Origin of the sequence: Ralstonia sp. R-29 (genome assembly GCF_049913345.1) — a bacterium.
Classification (GTDB): Bacteria; Pseudomonadota; Gammaproteobacteria; order Burkholderiales; family Burkholderiaceae; genus Ralstonia.
Genome location: NZ_CP184377.1, coordinates 996,784 through 1,013,413, shown reverse-complemented (window position 1 = coordinate 1,013,413; position 16,630 = coordinate 996,784). Strand labels below are relative to the sequence as shown.

General features: G+C 63.7%; 16 protein-coding genes, 3 tRNA genes and 1 pseudogene. 10 read left to right on the top strand and 10 right to left on the bottom strand.

The window, feature by feature from the left end; all coding sequences use genetic code 11:
* Window positions 1-263: 263 nt before the first annotated feature.
* On the top strand, window positions 264-1,298 hold the full coding sequence (locus ACN9M1_RS04775; RefSeq protein ID WP_426397838.1) for an extracellular catalytic domain type 1 short-chain-length polyhydroxyalkanoate depolymerase: 1,035 nt from the start codon (window positions 264-266) through the stop codon (window positions 1,296-1,298).
* A 9-nt stretch (window positions 1,299-1,307) separates the two neighbouring features.
* Here ACN9M1_RS04775 and ACN9M1_RS04770 read toward each other — a convergent pair whose 3' ends face one another.
* From ACN9M1_RS04770 to gcvA, 3 genes and pseudogenes are all read right to left on the bottom strand, one after another.
* The gene (locus ACN9M1_RS04770; protein WP_426397836.1) at window positions 1,308-1,613 is read right to left on the bottom strand and encodes a hypothetical protein; all 306 of its coding nucleotides are present in this window, start codon (window positions 1,611-1,613) and stop codon (window positions 1,308-1,310) included.
* Window positions 1,614-1,694: 81 nt separating this feature from the next.
* Complete coding sequence (locus ACN9M1_RS04765; RefSeq protein WP_426397835.1) at window positions 1,695-2,111, bottom strand: YXWGXW repeat-containing protein; 417 nt, start codon at window positions 2,109-2,111, stop codon at window positions 1,695-1,697.
* Window positions 2,112-2,190: 79 nt separating this feature from the next.
* A pseudogene (gene gcvA / locus ACN9M1_RS04760) lies at window positions 2,191-3,128 on the bottom strand (transcriptional regulator GcvA).
* Window positions 3,129-3,268: 140 nt separating this feature from the next.
* Between gcvA and ACN9M1_RS04755 the strand changes: the two are divergent.
* Window positions 3,269-4,102 carry an EamA family transporter gene (locus ACN9M1_RS04755; RefSeq protein ID WP_426397833.1) on the top strand — a complete coding sequence of 278 codons (834 nt, stop codon included), beginning with the start codon at window positions 3,269-3,271 and terminating at the stop codon, window positions 4,100-4,102.
* A gap of 18 nt (window positions 4,103-4,120) precedes the next feature.
* Here ACN9M1_RS04755 and greB read toward each other — a convergent pair whose 3' ends face one another.
* The gene (gene greB / locus ACN9M1_RS04750; RefSeq protein ID WP_426397831.1) at window positions 4,121-4,684 is read right to left on the bottom strand and encodes a transcription elongation factor GreB; all 564 of its coding nucleotides are present in this window, start codon (window positions 4,682-4,684) and stop codon (window positions 4,121-4,123) included.
* A 135-nt stretch (window positions 4,685-4,819) separates the two neighbouring features.
* On the opposite strand from greB, the gene ACN9M1_RS04745 reads away from it, so the two are divergent.
* A tRNA-Arg gene (locus tag ACN9M1_RS04745) sits at window positions 4,820-4,896 on the top strand.
* A gap of 215 nt (window positions 4,897-5,111) precedes the next feature.
* Window positions 5,112-5,188 (top strand) — tRNA-Arg (locus tag ACN9M1_RS04740).
* A gap of 131 nt (window positions 5,189-5,319) precedes the next feature.
* Here ACN9M1_RS04740 and ACN9M1_RS04735 read toward each other — a convergent pair.
* The 4 genes from ACN9M1_RS04735 to ACN9M1_RS04720 form a co-directional block, all read right to left on the bottom strand.
* Window positions 5,320-7,734 (bottom strand): RelA/SpoT family protein, encoded by a 2,415-nt coding sequence (locus ACN9M1_RS04735; RefSeq protein WP_426398799.1) that lies wholly within the window; start codon window positions 7,732-7,734, stop codon window positions 5,320-5,322.
* Window positions 7,735-7,978: 244 nt separating this feature from the next.
* Window positions 7,979-8,182: a DNA-directed RNA polymerase subunit omega gene (gene rpoZ, locus ACN9M1_RS04730; RefSeq protein ID WP_004630929.1), complete on the bottom strand. Its 204-nt coding sequence runs from the start codon at window positions 8,180-8,182 to the stop codon at window positions 7,979-7,981.
* A gap of 138 nt (window positions 8,183-8,320) precedes the next feature.
* Complete coding sequence (gmk, locus tag ACN9M1_RS04725; RefSeq protein WP_426397828.1) at window positions 8,321-8,986, bottom strand: guanylate kinase; 666 nt, start codon at window positions 8,984-8,986, stop codon at window positions 8,321-8,323.
* Between the two features lie 17 nt (window positions 8,987-9,003).
* Window positions 9,004-9,939: a YicC/YloC family endoribonuclease gene (locus ACN9M1_RS04720; RefSeq protein ID WP_426397826.1), complete on the bottom strand. Its 936-nt coding sequence runs from the start codon at window positions 9,937-9,939 to the stop codon at window positions 9,004-9,006.
* Between the two features lie 143 nt (window positions 9,940-10,082).
* Between ACN9M1_RS04720 and ACN9M1_RS04715 the strand changes: the two genes are divergently transcribed.
* The 6 genes from ACN9M1_RS04715 (at window position 10,083) to ACN9M1_RS04690 (ending at window position 14,990) form a co-directional block, all read left to right on the top strand.
* Entirely contained in the window at window positions 10,083-11,108 is a 1,026-nt protein-coding gene (locus tag ACN9M1_RS04715; RefSeq protein ID WP_426397824.1) for a serine/threonine protein kinase, read from the top strand.
* A gap of 93 nt (window positions 11,109-11,201) precedes the next feature.
* Window positions 11,202-12,116, top strand: coding sequence for a PP2C family protein-serine/threonine phosphatase (locus ACN9M1_RS04710; protein ID WP_426397822.1), 915 nt, complete (start codon window positions 11,202-11,204; stop codon window positions 12,114-12,116).
* 104 nt (window positions 12,117-12,220) lie between these two features.
* Entirely contained in the window at window positions 12,221-12,943 is a 723-nt protein-coding gene (gene rph / locus ACN9M1_RS04705) for a ribonuclease PH (RefSeq protein WP_426397820.1), read from the top strand.
* Window positions 12,943-13,548, top strand: coding sequence for an RdgB/HAM1 family non-canonical purine NTP pyrophosphatase (gene rdgB, locus ACN9M1_RS04700; RefSeq protein WP_426397818.1), 606 nt, complete (start codon window positions 12,943-12,945; stop codon window positions 13,546-13,548). The genes rph and rdgB overlap by 1 nt, the downstream gene beginning before the upstream one ends.
* A gap of 7 nt (window positions 13,549-13,555) precedes the next feature.
* Window positions 13,556-14,815, top strand: coding sequence for a radical SAM family heme chaperone HemW (gene hemW / locus ACN9M1_RS04695; protein WP_426397816.1), 1,260 nt, complete (start codon window positions 13,556-13,558; stop codon window positions 14,813-14,815).
* An 85-nt stretch (window positions 14,816-14,900) separates the two neighbouring features.
* Window positions 14,901-14,990 (top strand) — tRNA-Ser (locus ACN9M1_RS04690).
* Between the two features lie 24 nt (window positions 14,991-15,014).
* On the opposite strand, the gene ACN9M1_RS04685 is transcribed toward ACN9M1_RS04690, so the two are convergent.
* The gene (locus tag ACN9M1_RS04685; RefSeq protein WP_426397814.1) at window positions 15,015-16,181 is read right to left on the bottom strand and encodes an FAD-dependent oxidoreductase; all 1,167 of its coding nucleotides are present in this window, start codon (window positions 16,179-16,181) and stop codon (window positions 15,015-15,017) included.
* Entirely contained in the window at window positions 16,174-16,599 is a 426-nt protein-coding gene (locus tag ACN9M1_RS04680; protein WP_426397813.1) for a hypothetical protein, read from the bottom strand. Before ACN9M1_RS04680 ends, ACN9M1_RS04685 begins: the two co-directional genes overlap by 8 nt.
* Between the last annotated feature and the right edge of the window lie 31 nt (window positions 16,600-16,630).

The window sequence follows — 16,630 nt, the reverse complement described above, 5'->3', positions numbered from 1 at the left end:
TACACAACGGGGAACGGGAAAACGAAAGAAAACAGCGGGCGCAAAGGCAGCCGGGGTGCGCCCTCCGCCGCAGTGTAGCCGCTCACGAGCGGTGCCTCCATGACATGCGCCGGCAAATGCAAACTTTGTGGCCGCCAGCATGCTGCAGCGCAGCAAGATCGCTGGCACAATGGTCTCATGCTGAAACACTTGCGATACGCCGGTGAGGCAAGCACCATCGTTCTCATCCGGGCTATTAGCTCCCGCCAATGAACCGCATCTGGATGAAATCCATTTCCCGGCTGGTCGACGCGCTCACCACGCCGGGCTTTGGCCGCCAGACGTGGCCGCCCAAGCCCGTCCGCCCCGCCAAACCCAACGCGCGCCGAGAGGCTGGGCGCCGCATCCACTCCACGCCCACCGAAGGCACCTTCGCGCGGGAGCAATTCATCTATGAACCGGAGTCGCCGGCCGTCGTCGCGCGCCGCCCCGAGTATTGGCTTTACACGCCACCGCTGCGCGGCAGCAAGCCACCGGCGCTGATGGTAATGCTGCATGGCTGCAAGCAATCGGCCGAGGTGCTGGCCCACGGCACACGCATGAATGCGCTAGCCGACCGCGAAGGCTTTCTGGTGCTGTATCCGGAGCAACCGCGCCGCGCGCATCCGCAATGCTGCTGGCATTGGTATGACCCGGAACACGCTGGCGCTCGTGAGGCCGATGGCATTGCACAGTTGATCGCGCAAACGCTGGCGCAGACCGGCGCCGACCCGTCGCGCGTCTATCTGGCAGGGCTGTCTGCCGGTGCCGGCTTGGCAGGCTTGATGGCGCTGCGGCATCCGAACCTCTTCGCCGCGCTGGCGCTGCACTCGGGGCCTGCGTTGGGCGTTGCGCGTACAGCCGCTTCCGCGCTGAACCTGATGCGCCGTGGTGCGCGCGTGGACCCGCTTGAAGCGCTGTCCACCTTGGTGAACGTGCCCACTTACCCTGGCATGCCGACCATGATCCTGCACGGTCTGCGCGACGAAGCCGTCAACCCCGCCAATCAGGCGCAGTTGGCGGCGCAGTTTCGAGCGCTGAATCATCTGATCGATGCGCCGGGCGTGTCGCGCGAAACCTCACGTGGCGAAGGCTTTGTACTGCGCAATGACATGCGCGATGGCGACTGCGTCGTCAGCCTGTGCCAACTCACCGCCACCGGCCATGCCTGGAGTGGCGGCGACCCGCGCTACGCCTTCCATGCAGCAGGGCCAGACGCGACCTGGCTGTGGTGGCAATTCGCGCGGCGTCACGCGCGCGACACCGCGCTGGCTGCGTAGGCAGCAGACCTATAGATCGATCGAGCGCTGCAGGCTCTCGCGCCCCAGCAGCTCATCGATCAAACCGTAGCCACGCGACAGGCCCGCATCCTCCGCCGCCTCTCGCGTAGGCAAGGGGCGCTCATCGTGCGAATGCGCAACGAGTGTCTCCACGGCGGTCGGGTCCGCGCCCGACTCGCAGATCCGCACGACGAAATCCCATTGCGTCGGCACCGATGTGCCCTTCTCCGCCCTACGTTCTGCACGCGGGATGGCCAGCACGTAGACGTCGAAATCCTTGTACAGCTCGGTGCGCCAGTTTGATTCCACGGTCATGCCGCCTCCGATGAGCGTGTCGACATGGCCAGCACGCCCGCAAAAAACAGGCCGACGCATGGTCGGCCTGTCGTTACAGCATCAGCATTCACCCTTCTTGGCGTGGCCCGGAGGGCAGTGGTAGCGTCCGCGATCATCATCGTCGCGATCGCGGCCACGCCAGCGGCGATCATCGCCACGATCCCAGCCGCCCTCGCGCATCTCCCAGCCACGCGCGCCTTGCTCCCAACGCGGCTCGCGCCAGTGGTAGCCCGGACGGCCGTGCTCACGATAACCGTGGCGCCAGACATAACGACCATCGCGCCATTGCCAGAAACCCGGCACCCACACGTAGCCCGGCTCCAGCACGGGAACCGGCTCATATTGCGGCGGCGGCGGCGCGTACGCTGGGCCGATCTGCACGCCAATCGACACCTGTGCCTGCGCAGGCAAGGCAATCATGCCCGCCACGCCCGCAGCGGCAAGACTCGCGGCGAGAATCCATGCGTTCTTTTTCATGTGGGTCCTCCTTCAACTATCCAAGGCAACTGAGTTTGATTGGATCGTAGCATCGGCCACACCACTTGCCTGTAGGGTGTTACGCGGCGTTACCTCGGTTACGGGAGGCCGACAATGTGTTCACGTTTGCGTGATGTTTTGGGGGCGCGCCTCGCCCAGCCACGCGCAAAATGCTTGCACCACCTCATCGCCAAGATTCCGCACTGGGCAGTACCAGTAGTAGCTGCGCGCGACCAGGGCCAGGTCCGGAAACGGCGCCACCAGGCGCCCCTCTTCCAAATCGTCGGTGATGAGCGCAGACGGCCCCATTGCCACACCGAGTCCATCGATAGCCGCCTGGATCGACAGGTAGAAATGCTCGAAGGTGAGCGCATGCGCGGGGCGCAGATCGGGCACGCTGGCCAGCACAAGCCAGCTCGGCCAGACCGATGGCAAGGTGTCTGAATGCAGCAGCGTGTGATGACGCAAATCCGCCGGCGTCGATAGCGGCAAGCGCTCCAACAGCGCGGGACTGCATACCGGAAAGCGACTCTCATCCAGAAAGCGCCCCGACTGAAAATCCGCGTGGATTTCCGGCCCGCCGCGAATGATCACGTCAAAGTTGTCGGGCAAGCGCTCGATCTCTTCGGTGGACGTTGTCAGGCGAACCTCCACCCGCGGAAAGCGCCGCTGAAACGTCGACAGACGCGGAATCAGCCAGCGCATCGTGAAGGTCGGGATGCTGTTGACGCGCAGGATGCGCACCGCATCGCGATCACGCAGCGATTGGCTAGCCGCGCTGATACGGTCGAGCCCCACGCCGATCTCCGATAGATAGCGCTGCCCCGCGTCCGTCAATTCCACACGCCGATTCAACCGACGGAACAGCGGCACGCCCAGCCAGGCCTCCAGCATCTGCACCTGCCGGCTGATAGCGCCGTGCGTCACGTTCAGCTCTTCGCCCGCACGCGTAAAGCTGAGATGGCGCGCCGCCGATTCAAAGGCACGCACCGCGTTCAACGGGGGCAGCTTCCGCATTTCACGTGAGTTTTTTGCACAGATCGGGTCAGTATATATCGATTGTTGATCGCAACTTGCCGCGCTACGCTGGCGTCTTCCTGCTCCCACCTTCCGCCTCGGGTGAGGAAAATCGACTCGAACGTTGCCCGCCGCCCACTGTGACTCCCGCCGTCATCGCACTGGTGCTCTGCGCCGCCCTGCTTCACGCCTCCTGGAATGCACTGCTGAAAAGCGGCTCGGATCGCCTGCGCGCCATTACGTTGATGACGCTGGCTTCGGGCGTCGCCGCGATACCGATGGCGATCGCGTTGCCGCCTCCCGCGCCGGCCGCGTGGCCGTATGTGGCGCTGTCCGCGGTGCTGCACGTGGGCTACAACGTGTTCCTCGCGCGGGCGTATCGGTTTGGCGAGTTCGGGCAGGTGTACCCGATCGCACGCGGATCATCGCCCTTGCTCGTGACGATCGGCGCAGCCGTGTTCGCAGGGGAAATGCCGGGCGCCGTTGCCCTCGCGGGTGTCGTGCTGGTGAGCGGCGGCATTCTCAGCTTGGCGCGCGGCCGCAAGGCCGACCTCGGCTCCACGCTGGCGGCGCTCACCACCGGCGTGTTCATCGCGTGCTACACGGTGTGCGATGGCATCGGCGCGCGGGCGGCCGGCAACGCCAACGCGTATTCCGCGTGGCTGTTCATGCTCGACGGGCTACCAATGGTGCTGCTCTATAGCGTGTGGAAGGGCCCGCTGAATATCGACGTGCGCGATGCCAATACGCTCAAGACGTTCGGCGGCGGCGTGGTCTCGCTCGTCGCATACGGCATCGTTATCTGGGCCGTAACGCTCGCGCCAATGGGGCCGGTGTCAGCCCTGCGCGAAACATCGGTCGTCTTTGCGGCGCTGCTCGGCCGGCTGTTTCTGAAGGAGTCGCTCACCGCGCGACGCCTGTCGGCGTGTTCGGTGATTGCCTTCGGCGCCTACTGCCTCGGGCATCCCGCGTGACCACCGCGCTCAGCGCTCTCAGGCATTTCGCGGCGGATATTTGACTTCCAGGATATCGATCTGCTCGACGCCCGTGGGCGTGCGCAGCGGCACCGTATCACCCTCGCGCGCCTTGATGAGCGCACGCGCAATCGGCGAGATCCAGCTCACGTGCCCGATATCCAGATCGACCTCGTCCATGCCGACGATGGTGATGGTGGTCTCATCGCCATCCTGATTGGCATAGGTGACCGTCGCGCCGAAGAAGATTTGATCGTTGTCGCCCTGCAGGCTGGCATCGACCACTTCCGCTTTTTCGATACGGCGCGTGAGAAAGCGGATGCGACGATCGATCTCGCGCAAGCGCTTCTTGCCGTAGAGGTAGTCGCCGTTCTCGGAGCGGTCACCATTCGATGCGGCCCACGACACGATGCTCACCACCTCGGGGCGCTCGGTGTCGATCAGGTGCATCAGCTCGGTGCGCAGGCGTTCATAGCCCGCGGGCGTGATGTAGTTCTTCGAGCCTGGCGGCAAGGGCGCTGCGCCCTCGGGCAGATCGTCTTCGTCATCGCCGGCATCTTCCCGGACGAAAGCTTTGTTCATGATGCAACCAACGGACAGACACGGTGGATCGAGGCTCCATTATAGAAACTTGGCCCCATCGACGTCCGCAGCCAAGAAAAGTGAAGAAGGGGGTTCACAAGATCGGAAAACTCTGTATAATCTCATTTCTCGGTTGCGGCTGTAGCTCAGTTGGATAGAGTACTTGGCTACGAACCAAGGGGTCGTGGGTTCGAATCCTGCCAGCCGCACCAACCTAATCAGTACGAAAAGGGCTTCCAGAAATGGAAGCCCTTTTTGTTTGTCCGCTCGCCCGGCACTTCTCAGCAGCCAAGCGCCCAGCAGCACGAGGCGCCATCAAGGCGAGGCAAAAACGTGCGAGAACAACGCGCCTCATCTTTCCTAGCGAAATAGATGCTGCAGTGCGTGATTCGCGCGCAAATCATGTGTATAATCGCGCGCTTCGGTTGCGGCTGTAGCTCAGTTGGATAGAGTACTTGGCTACGAACCAAGGGGTCGTGGGTTCGAATCCTGCCAGCCGCACCAACCTGATCCGTATAGAAAAGGGCTTCCAGAAATGGAAGCCCTTTTCTTTTGTCCCGCCCACCTTGCGCGCATTGGCGCAAACAAAAAAGGCGAAGCCCAATGGCCTCGCCTTTTTTGTTGGTCGCCGCGCGTCACTCGCCGCCGCGATCCCGAGCGATGCGAATCACATCCGGGTTGCGACGCAGCGCGCGCATCACGTCAGCTAAGTGCGCGCGGTCATGCACTTGGATCAGGAACGTCATGTACGTTGCCTCCTGGGCGCCCTCCTGCTCCATCGACACGTGTGCCACGTTGGCATCGGCCGAAGTCAGGTCCGCCGCCACGCGCGCGAGAATGCCCTTGGTATTGCGCACCAGCACCTTGATCGACACGTCGAATGCGCGTGTCGTGTGCTCGGCCCACATCACATCGATCCAGTGCTCTGGGTCCTTGCCGTGCAAGCGCTTGGCGACACGGCACTCCTGCACGTGAATCTGCAACCCCTCGCCCTTGCCGATATAGCCGACGATCGGATCACCCGGAATCGGGCGGCAACACGGCGAGAACATCATCGCCATACCCTCGTCGCCGCTCACGGTAACGGCAGGCGCCTCTTCACCCGTGAAGGTATGCATGGCCGCCATGAGGGCTTCATCACCTTCGTGCGCGCCCTCTTGCAGGATGATCTCGATGCGGCGCGCGACCACAGCGGCCACACGGCGGCCGAGCGCCAAGTCTGCGAAGACATCTTCCCGCGCCTTGTTGCCCGTCCACTGCACAATGCGCTCCCACACCTGTGCGGACACCGCCTTCATGTCAATACCGAGCTGACGCAGCGCCTGCTCCAGCAAGCGCTCGCCAAGCTGGATGGCCTCGTCGAGCTTGGCCGTCTTGAGGAAATGGCGGATCGCCGCGCGCGCCTTGCCGGTGCGCACAAACGTGAGCCACGCAGGGTTCGGCTTGGAGTACGGCGCCGTCACCACTTCGACGATGTCGCCGTTCTTCAACTCCGTGCGCAGCGGCAGCAGCTCGTTGTTGATCTTCACCGCCACGCACTGATTGCCCAGATCACTGTGCACCGCGTACGCAAAATCCAGCGCCGTGGCGCCACGCGGCAACGCGCGGATCTCGCCCTTCGGCGTGAACACGTAGACCGCATCGGGGAACAAGTCGATCTTGACGTGCTCCAGAAACTCCTGCGAATCGCCCGTCTGGCTTTGGATGTCGAGCAGCGACTGCAGCCACTGATGCGCCTGTTGCTGGGCGCGATCCGGCTCGTCCTGATGCTGCTTGTACATCCAGTGCGCAGCCACGCCCGCCTCGGCAATCTGGTTCATCTCGCGCGTGCGAATCTGGAACTCCACCGGCGTGCCGAACGGCCCCACCAGCGTCGTGTGCAGCGATTGATAACCGTTGATCTTCGGGATGGCGATGTAGTCCTTGAACTTGCCGGGCATCGGCTTGTACAGGCTGTGCAGCGCACCCACCGTCATGTAGCACTGCATCTGCGTGTCGACCACCACGCGAAAGCCATACACATCCAGCACCTGCGAGAACGACAACTGCTTATCGTGCATCTTGCGGTAGATGCTGTAGAGCGTCTTTTCTCGCCCCGTCATTTCGGCGGGAATGCCGGCGTCCGTCAGTGCGCGTTGCGCGGTCTCCAGAATCCGGCTCACGACTTCACGCCGATTGCCGCGCGCGGCTTTCACAGCTTTCTCAAGCGTGGCATACCGGAACGGCGAGCCAATGCGGAAACTCAACTCCTGCAGCTCGCGGTACGTCGTGTTGAGGCCAAGACGGTGCGCGATCGGCGCGTAAATCTCCATCGTCTCGCCGGCAATGCGGCGACGCTTTTCGGGCGGCACATGGTCGAGCGTGCGCATGTTGTGCGTGCGATCGGCCAGCTTGACGAGAATCACGCGCACATCGCGCGCCATCGCGAGCAGCATCTTGCGGAAGCTCTCCGCCTGCGCCTGCTCGCGGCTCTGGAATTCGAGCTTGTCCAGCTTGGTCAGACCGTCAACCAGCTCAGCGACCTTGGGGCCGAATTTCTCAGCCAACTCGCTCTTGGTCACACCCTGGTCTTCGATCACGTCATGCAGCAGCGCCGCCATGATCGATTGCACATCCAGCTTCCAGCCCGCGCAGATCTCTGCCACGGCCACGGGGTGCGTGATGTACGGCTCGCCGCTCTGGCGATACTGGCCGAGGTGCGCCTCGTCGGAAAAGTGGAACGCCTCTTTCACCAGCTTCAGGTCAGCCGGCTTCAGGTATGACAGCCTCTCGGTCAGCCCCGAAATGGAAACGACCTGCTGGCGCGGCGGCGTGGCCGGCTGCGAAGTCGGCCCAAACAGATGCCGGTAGGTCTGCTCCAGCACCGCGTCGATGAACAGCGTGTCGGCCGCCTCGGGTCTGGCTGCCGGGGCTGCGACATCAGCGGCTGCGCCCTTTGGCGACTTGGGCGGCAGCGCAGCCCGCTCCCCAACCAGATCGGCACCGCGCGGATCGGGCAAATTCGGCGCACCAGTACGTGGCGACGCAGGGCCAGAAGCGGATGTCGGCATGGAAACGATGGAAGCGGTGGGGGAAACAGGCTGCGGCGTGGAGGAACCGCCCTCGCCCAGTGCAGGATCAGACGACCCCGCAGGCGACTCCACCGGCGGCACGTTATGGTCGTGTGCGGCGGAGTGCTGTGTCCTGGGCGAAGAAGAAGCGGGCGAGGTAGGCATGCCGGGGTCTCGTGCAATCGCGAGCGATGGCCGCGATCAGTCGCCAGGGCAGCGTACCACGCCAGTCAATGCACTCTGCTCAGGACGGAACCTTCTTGAGCATTTCGATACCGACTTGGCCGGATGCGATCTCGCGCAATGCGGTCACGGTCGGCTTGTCCTTGGCATCGACCTTGGGCGTGTGGCCCTGCACCAACTGACGCGCGCGGTACGTTGCGGCCAGCGCCAATTCGAAGCGATTCGGAATCTGTTTCAAGCAATCTTCGACGGTAATACGCGCCATGAAAACTCCACCTGGTGGCAAATCTTGTTGATGTCGATATTTTAGCAGCAGCGCAGCACTCGGCCCTCAAAGCACATCGGCGCGGGCGCTACCACACTTTTGCAATCGCGCTGAAAAACACGATTGCACTGCACCTGTTCAGTGAATGCCCAACTCGACGAAAAGCTCGCCGTGGCGCGCTTTCTGGGCACCGAAGCGTAGTCGCGTAGCCTGCACAACCGTGCGTAGTTCCGCCAGCGCAGTGTTGAAGTCTTCGTTGATGATGACGTAGTCGGCTTCGGGCGCGTGCGCCATCTCGGAGCCAGCCGCCAGCAGGCGACGCACGATCACGTTGGGCTCGTCCTGGCCGCGCTTCTTCAGGCGCTCTTCGAGGGCGGGGAGCGACGGCGGCAGGATGAAAATCTCGACCGCGTTGGCAAAGCGCTGGTGCACCTGCTGCGCGCCCTGCCAGTCAATTTCCAGCAGCACGTCGGTGCCGGCGCGCATCTGCTCTTCAATCCACACGCGCGAGGTGGCGTAGTAGTTGCCGTGCACTTCGGCCCATTCAAGAAACTCGCCGCGGTCACGGCAGGCCTTGAACTCATCGACGGTCATGAAGTTGTATTCGCGGCCGTGCTGCTCGCCGGGGCGCGGCTTGCGCGTGGTGGCCGACACCGACAGCCGGATCGTCGAATCCTGCGCGAGCAGCGCATTCACCAGCGTCGATTTGCCGGCACCAGACGGTGCCACGACCATGAACAGGCTGCCAGGGAAATGATTCTCGATGGGCGTATCGACCGCGGAGTGCGCTTGAGAGGTTGGCATGTTGTCGTTCTAGGGAGTTATTCGAGATTCTGGACTTGCTCGCGCATCTGCTCGATGAGCAGCTTGAGTTCCATCGACGCATCGGCCAATTCCTTGGCGGCGGCCTTGGAGCCCAGCGTGTTCGCCTCGCGGTTCAGCTCCTGCATCATGAAGTCCAGGCGCTTGCCGATCTGGCCGCCCTTTTCCAGGATGTGGCGCGTCTCGCGCAGGTGCGCTTGCAGGCGCGAGAGTTCTTCGGCGATGTCGATGCGGATGCCGTACACCGTCGCTTCCTGGCGGATGCGTTCGGACAGTTCGTCGCGCGTCAGTGCCGGCGTGCCTTCCGGTGCGGCCAAGCCAAACGCCTCACGCAGGCGCTCGGTCAGCTTGTCTTGGTGCTGCTGGATCAGCGCCGGCACCATCGGCGTGAGCTGCTCGACGATGGCGAGCATGGCGTCCACGCGGTCAAGCAGCATGGCCTTGAGCGCATCGCCTTCGCGGCGGCGCGACTCCAGAAGTTGCTTGAGCGCCTCTTTGGCGGCGTCGACCACAGCGTCTCGCAGGGCATCTTGCGTGAGCTGGGGCTCCGCCAGTACGCCGGGCCAGCGCAGAATTTCACCCATGCGCAGGGAGCCCGAAGCCGGCAGATGGCGCGTCACTTCCTGCTCCAGCTTGGCCAACTGTTGCAACACGCCGACATTGAGCGCCGCAACGTCGCTGGCGGCTTCCTGGCGTTGCAGGTTGATCCGGCACTCCAGCTTGCCGCGCGACAGTGCGCCCATCAGCATCTCGCGCAGGGCCGGCTCGAAAGCGCGGCATTCTTCCGGCGCGCGGAACAGCAAATCCAGGAAACGCGAATTGACGGTGCGGAATTCGACCGACACGGTGGCGACGTTTCCGCTGGGGGCGCCGTGGGCGTCGGTAAAGGCTGCCTGGCGTGTGGCAACGCCGTAGCCGGTCATGCTGTGGATCATGGACGTGGTGTGTTTTGGTCGAATCAGGGAATCCGGCGTCGGTTTTAACGCCCGGAATTGGCGGGGAATCCCCCACCTTTTTTCGGTTTACAACGTGTGGACTGGTCAGGGAGAATCCGACTGCTATTTCGCCACACAAACCCATGACAGAGTCAAAAGGCTCAGGACAGCCACGCAGCGCCCCATTACCGGTCGGCACCCTGCTGTCCAATTACCGTATTGTAAAGAAGTTGGCCAGCGGGGGGTTCAGCTTCGTCTATCTCGCCACCGATGAACATGGGACGCCGGTGGCCGTGAAAGAATATCTGCCGTCTTCGCTGGCCCGTCGCGCGCCAGGCGAGTTGATTCCGGTCGTCCCTGAAGAAAGCGCGAGCGCATTCCGCCTGGGGCTCAAATACTTCTTCGAAGAAGGCCGATCGCTGGCCAAGATTTCCCACCCTGCCATCGTGCGCGTGCTCAATTTCTTCCGGGAAAACGGCACCGTCTATATGGTGATGACGTATGAGCAGGGCAAAACGCTGCAGGAGCACATCCTCAACGCGCGCCAGCAGGGCAAGCTCAAGATGCTGCGCGAGCGCTTTATCCGCCAGGTCTTCCACGACCTGATGAGCGGCCTGCGCGAAGTCCACATCCACAAGCTGCTGCACCTCGACATCAAGCCGGGCAACATCTACCTGCGCGAAGACCATTCGCCGATCCTGCTCGACTTTGGCGCCGCACGGCAGACGCTCACCGCCGAGGCCTCGCGCTTCCAGCCGATGTACACGCCGGGCTTTGCCGCGCCGGAGTTGTATCGCAAGCACAACGAACTGGGCCCGTGGACGGACATCTACAGCATCGGCGCCACGATCTATGCCTGCATGGCCGGCACCCCGCCGCAAGAGGCCACCCAGCGCGAGAAGGAAGACAAGCTGGAAGAAAGCCTGGAGCGCCTGCGCAAGGCCTACACCGGCAGCCTGATCGACATGGTTGGCTGGTGCCTGAAGATGAAGCCAGAAGAGCGCCCGCAGAGCGTGTTCCGCCTGCAAAAGGTGCTGCGCGAAGAAAGCAATGCGCTGACAGAAATGCAGGCGCTGACCGCCGTTACACAAGGCGGCCCAGTGCCCGAAGAAAAAGAGGCGTTGACGACGCGTTTCATGAGTCGCCTGTTGCGCCGCCGGGACAACTGACATCCGGGCCGGGGAGTATGATTCCCAAGCGGTGGGCACGCGGTAACGGGACCAGCGGCCACACCGTTTTCCATTCCCGAATTCTCTTTCGCAATGCGCTTCTCGGTTTATCAAGAAAGCAAAAAAGGCGCGCGACGCGTCAACCAGGACCGCATGGGGTACTGCTTCACGCGCGACGCCATGTTGATGGTGCTGTGCGACGGCCTGGGGGGCCACTCGCTGGGTGAAGTCGCGGCGCAGCAGGCGCTGCAGACCATGGCGCGCCAGTTCCAGCGCCACGCGCGTCCGTCGATTCGCAATCCGCGTGATTTCCTGCACGAGAGCATCATGCTCGCGCACCGCGACATCCACCGCTATGCCGAGACCAACGGCCTGCCGGATGCACCGCGCACCACGATCGTCTGCGCACTGGCGCAACGTGGCTCGCTGCACTGGGCCCACGCGGGCGATTCGCGCATGTATTTGATGCGCAAGGGCGAACTGGTGACGCGCACGCGCGATCACTCCAAGATCGAAAACCTGCTGCAACAGAACCGCGTGCTGCCGATGCAGGTGGCTAACCACGCCGAGCGCAACAAGATCTACAACTGCCTGGGCTCGCCCAACCTGCCGCTGATCGACATCGGCGGGCCGGTCGACCTGGAGCCGGGCGACGTGGCCATGCTGTGCTCCGATGGCCTGTGGGGCAGCGTGCAGGAAGACGAACTGGTCGACACCTGCACCAGCTTTTCGGTCACGCAGGCCATTCCCGAGTTGATCGCCCGCGCCCTGCGCAATGCGGGTGACACGGCGGACAACACCACTGCCATCGCCATGATGTGGGAGCTGGACGCGGTGACCACCACGCAGGATTCGGTGCAGACCGATACCCTGCCGCTGAACGCGTTCACCACGTCGATCCTGGACGCACCGCAAAGCGAATCGGGGCTGATGTCCGAAGAGGAAATCGAGCGGTCCATCGCGGAAATCCGCGCCGCCATCGACAAGACCAGCAATCTGACGCGCTGAGCGTCGTCGCGCTGTCCCTCACCACCGGCCCGCCCTGCCCGCATCACGCTGGCAGCGCGGGCCGGTATCATGTCGGGTTATCCGTTTTCTCAAGCGAGCCCCACATGCGTCCTAGCGGCCGTCAGCCCGACCAACTCCGTCCTGTCACCCTCACCCGCCACTTCACGCGCCATGCGGAAGGCTCCGTGCTGGTGTGCTTTGGCGACACGCAAGTGCTCTGCACGGCAAGCGTCCTGCCCAAGGTACCGCCGCACAAGAAGGGCAGCGGCGAAGGCTGGGTGACGGCCGAATACGGCATGCTGCCGCGCTCCACGCACACGCGCTCCGACCGCGAAGCCGCACGGGGCAAGCAGACTGGCCGCACGCAGGAAATCCAACGCCTGATCGGCCGGGCGATGCGCTCGGTGTTCGATCTGGCGGCGCTGGGCGAATACACCATCCATCTGGATTGCGACGTGCTCCAGGCCGATGGCGGCACACGCACGGCCAGCATCACAGGCGCATTCGTCGCGGCCCATGACGCCATCACCGTCATGCGCGAAAAGGGGCTGCTGGCCGTAGACGCCAAGCCGATTCGCGATTTTGTGGCTGCCGTCTCGGTGGGCGTCGTCGATGGCGTGCCTGTGCTCGATCTGGACTACCCGGAAGACTCCGCCTGCGATACCGACATGAACGTCGTCATGACCGGCAGTGGCGGCTTTGTGGAAGTGCAAGGCACCGCAGAAGGCACGCCCTTCACGCGCGCTGAAATGGACGCGCTGCTCGGCCTGGCCGACCAGGGCATCCGCGAGTTGATCGGCCTGCAGAAGCAAGCGCTGGGGCTGTAATGCGCAAGATTGTTCTGGCCTCCAACAATGCCGGCAAGCTGACGGAGTTCAATGCGCTGCTGGCGTCGCTCGGGTTCGATGTGACGCCGCAAGGTGCGCTCGGTATTCCGGAAGCCGAAGAGCCGTACGCGACCTTCGTTGAAAACGCGCTCACCAAGGCCCGCCACGCGAGCCGCGCCTCTGGCCTACCCGCCTTGGCGGACGATTCCGGTATCTGCGTGCATGCGCTGGACGGCGCACCGGGTGTGTACTCGGCCCGCTACGCGCAACTGATTGGCGAAGAAAAATCGGACGCCGCCAACAACGCCCGTCTCGTGCGGGAGTTGGCCGGCAAGGCGGACCGCGGCGCGCACTATGTTTGCGTGCTGGTGTACGTCCGCCACGCCGACGATCCGCAACCGATCATCGCCGAAGGCAACTGGTTCGGCCAGGTGATCGACACACCGCGCGGCGACGGCGGTTTCGGCTACGACCCGTATTTCCTGCTGCCCAATCTCGGCAAGACCGCCGCCGAGCTGTCCAAGGCCGAGAAAAACAGCGTGAGTCACCGCGCACAAGCGCTCGCACAATTGGTTGAGCGGCTGCGCCTGTTTGAAAACGCCTGACCTTTCGATGATTCCGATTTACCCTGCCGGCGCCGCCAAGACGCCCACCGCCGAGACCGGTGACAAGGTCACCTCCGTCTTCCTGCAGCCGGGCAAGATCAGCCTGCCGGCCTCGCCGCCGTTGTCGCTGTACGTGCATGTGCCGTGGTGCGTGCGCAAGTGCCCGTATTGCGATTTCAACTCGCACGCGGAACCAGAACAGGGCATTCCGGAAGAGCGCTTTCTCGCGGCCGTTCGGCAAGACTTGGAAGCCGCGCTGCCGATGGTATGGGGCAGGCACGTACATACGATCTTCATCGGTGGCGGCACACCGAGTTTGTTGTCTGCGCAAGGGCTAGACCGGCTGTTGTCGGATATCCGCATGCTGCTGCCCGTCGATGCCGATGCCGAAATCACGATGGAAGCGAACCCAGGCACGTTCGAAGCCGAGCGCTTTCGCAGCTACCGCGCCAGCGGGGTGAACCGCCTGTCGATCGGCATTCAAAGCTTTAACGATGCGCACTTGCAAGCGCTGGGGCGCATCCACAGTGCGGCCGAAGCGCGTGCCGCCATCGACATCGCACGCACGCACTTCGACAACATCAACCTCGACCTGATGTTCGCCCTGCCCGGCCAGACACCCGCGGAATGCGAGGCCGACGTGGAAGCCGCGCTGTCGTTCGATACCAACCACGTGTCGCTGTACCACCTGACGCTCGAGCCGAACACGTACTTCGCCAAGTACCCGCCCGCGCTGCCGGATGACGACACGGCGTTTGCGATGCAGGACTGGATCCACGCGCGCCTGGCCGCAGCCGGCTACGAGCACTACGAAGTCTCGGCCTATGCCAAGGCGGGCAAGCGCTGCAAGCACAACCTGAACTACTGGCAGTTCGGCGATTACCTTGGCATCGGGCCCGGCGCGCACGGCAAGCTGAGCTTTCCGCACCGGGTCATCCGCGAGATGCGGCACAAGCATCCGGACACGTATCTGCGCCAGGCCGAAAGCGCAGGTGGCGCAGCGGTCGTGCAGGAGCAGCGCGAGGTCGATGCCGCCGATCTGCCGTTCGAATTCATGCTCAACGCGCTGCGGCTGACGGACGGCTTCCCGGTCACGCTATTCCAGGAACGCACCGGCCTGCCGCTACGCACGATCGAGCGCGAACTCAACGCCGCCGAGCAACGCGGCTTGCTCACACGTGACCACATCGCGATCCGCCCCACCGAGCTGGGGCAGCGATTCCTGAACGACCTGCAGGAATTGTTCTTGGCCGACGACGAAAACTGACGGTTACCCGGTGCCAAGTTGCACCGGGTGCCGTTACAATAGCGGTCTTGCTCGCAACGAGCAGCCCAGCAGTCTTGCAGTACACGGAAGCGTGGCCGAGTGGTTTAAGGCAGCAGTCTTGAAAACTGCCGATGGGGTGACCCATCCGTGAGTTCGAATCTCACCGCTTCCGCCAGTCTTTTCCCGCCCTCCCCCCGCATCAAACCAACGCCCCAAGCAACACATCCGCCCCCTTGCGGGATGCATCGATGGCATGCGCGGCCGTCTCCCGTAGCACCACCTCATACCGGGCAATCGCCTCGTCCAACCCCACCCGCCCCTGCTGCACCTCACCGAGCGCCGCCGCCAGCTTGGCCGCATCGACCAGCGCCGTATTCGCGCCGAGGCCACCCGCCGGGCTCATCGCATGGACGGCATCGCCGAGAAACGTCACCCGGCTGCTTGACCAGGGCGCAACGGGCAGCGCTGTGCGCACCGGCAGCATGACAGTCGAGGCCGTGTCGCCGTGGGCGAACAGCGCGCGCAATCCGTGCGCCCAGCCGGCGCTCAATGACGCGAGTCGCGCATCGGCCGCGCCCTCTGTGCCGAATCGCGCGTTTTGGCCGATTACGGCCCAGTACAGATACGGCGCCACATCGCTCAATCCCGCACGCAGACTCGCAGGAGACACCGCAAAACGCATGGCATCGATGATGACGGCCACGCCATCGCCGAAGACGACGGTGGTGTTGCCCGGCAACCGATCGTCGATACGCGCGAGCGCCGCGGGCGTCAGATACGTTTTGCCGTAGATGACCGAAGCATCGGTCAGCACCGGTGCCGCGTGCGGCAGCCGCTGCGCGCGCACGCTCGAATGCACGCCGTCCGCACCGACCAGCACGTCGGTCACGCATGACGAGCCATCGTCCAACATCACCTCGATACGGCCGTCCGCGCGCGTTTGATGGCGGATATGTCCGCGGCCGAAGTGCACAGACCCGCTGATGCCATCGAGCAGGACTTCCCGCAATGTCAGCCGGTGTGCGTTGAGGTCGGGAGCCTTGTCGACGTTGCTGTCGGCGTCATCGCGCCATGCATCCACCCAACGACCGTCGGTCGGGCGGAGGTATGGATCGAACACGTTCACACGGCGCGCCGGCACCGCGCAGGACTTTCGGAACAACGTGTAGCGGGCGGGAGGTAGACAGGCCTCGAGAGCGTCTTGGCCATCGGCGTCGATGCGGATGCGATAGCCCTGCGGTCGGCTGCTCATGGCTTGGTCGCGCTCGAACACACTGAAAGCGATACCGCGTCGCCGCAGCCCCTGCCCCAGGCATAGACCGCCCAGACCCGCGCCAATGATGGTGACGTGTAGCGGTTCATGCATCGGCGTGCTCCTGTGCAACAGCATGATTGAGTGCGCGCCGGGCGACGGCGAGTGCCTCCTCAAAGCTGGCCACGATCTCCATCGGCAGCTTGAACGCCCGCACGGCGATGGCCACCTCCGCTTGGATTGCCATGCGCCGCACCGCATTCGGCTCGACGTGCACCAGCGCCCTGCAATGTTCAGCCAGCGCAGCCTTGTTCCCCTTGAGCCAGATCGCGCGCAGACGACGGTCTTCGGGTGCCTCGTCTTCGGCTTGCACGCCCTGCAACATCGCGAACGGCTGCTTGCGTGCGAGCAGTGCATCCATCTCCTGCGTCCACTGCAGCGCGTACCCCGGCACGCGCGCACCGCTGCGCAGCATCACGATCGGCCACGCCGAAATATCGTAGATGCGGAATCCATCCAACCTTTCTGCCATGGCGTTCCCCCTTGGATGACGAAGTGGCAAC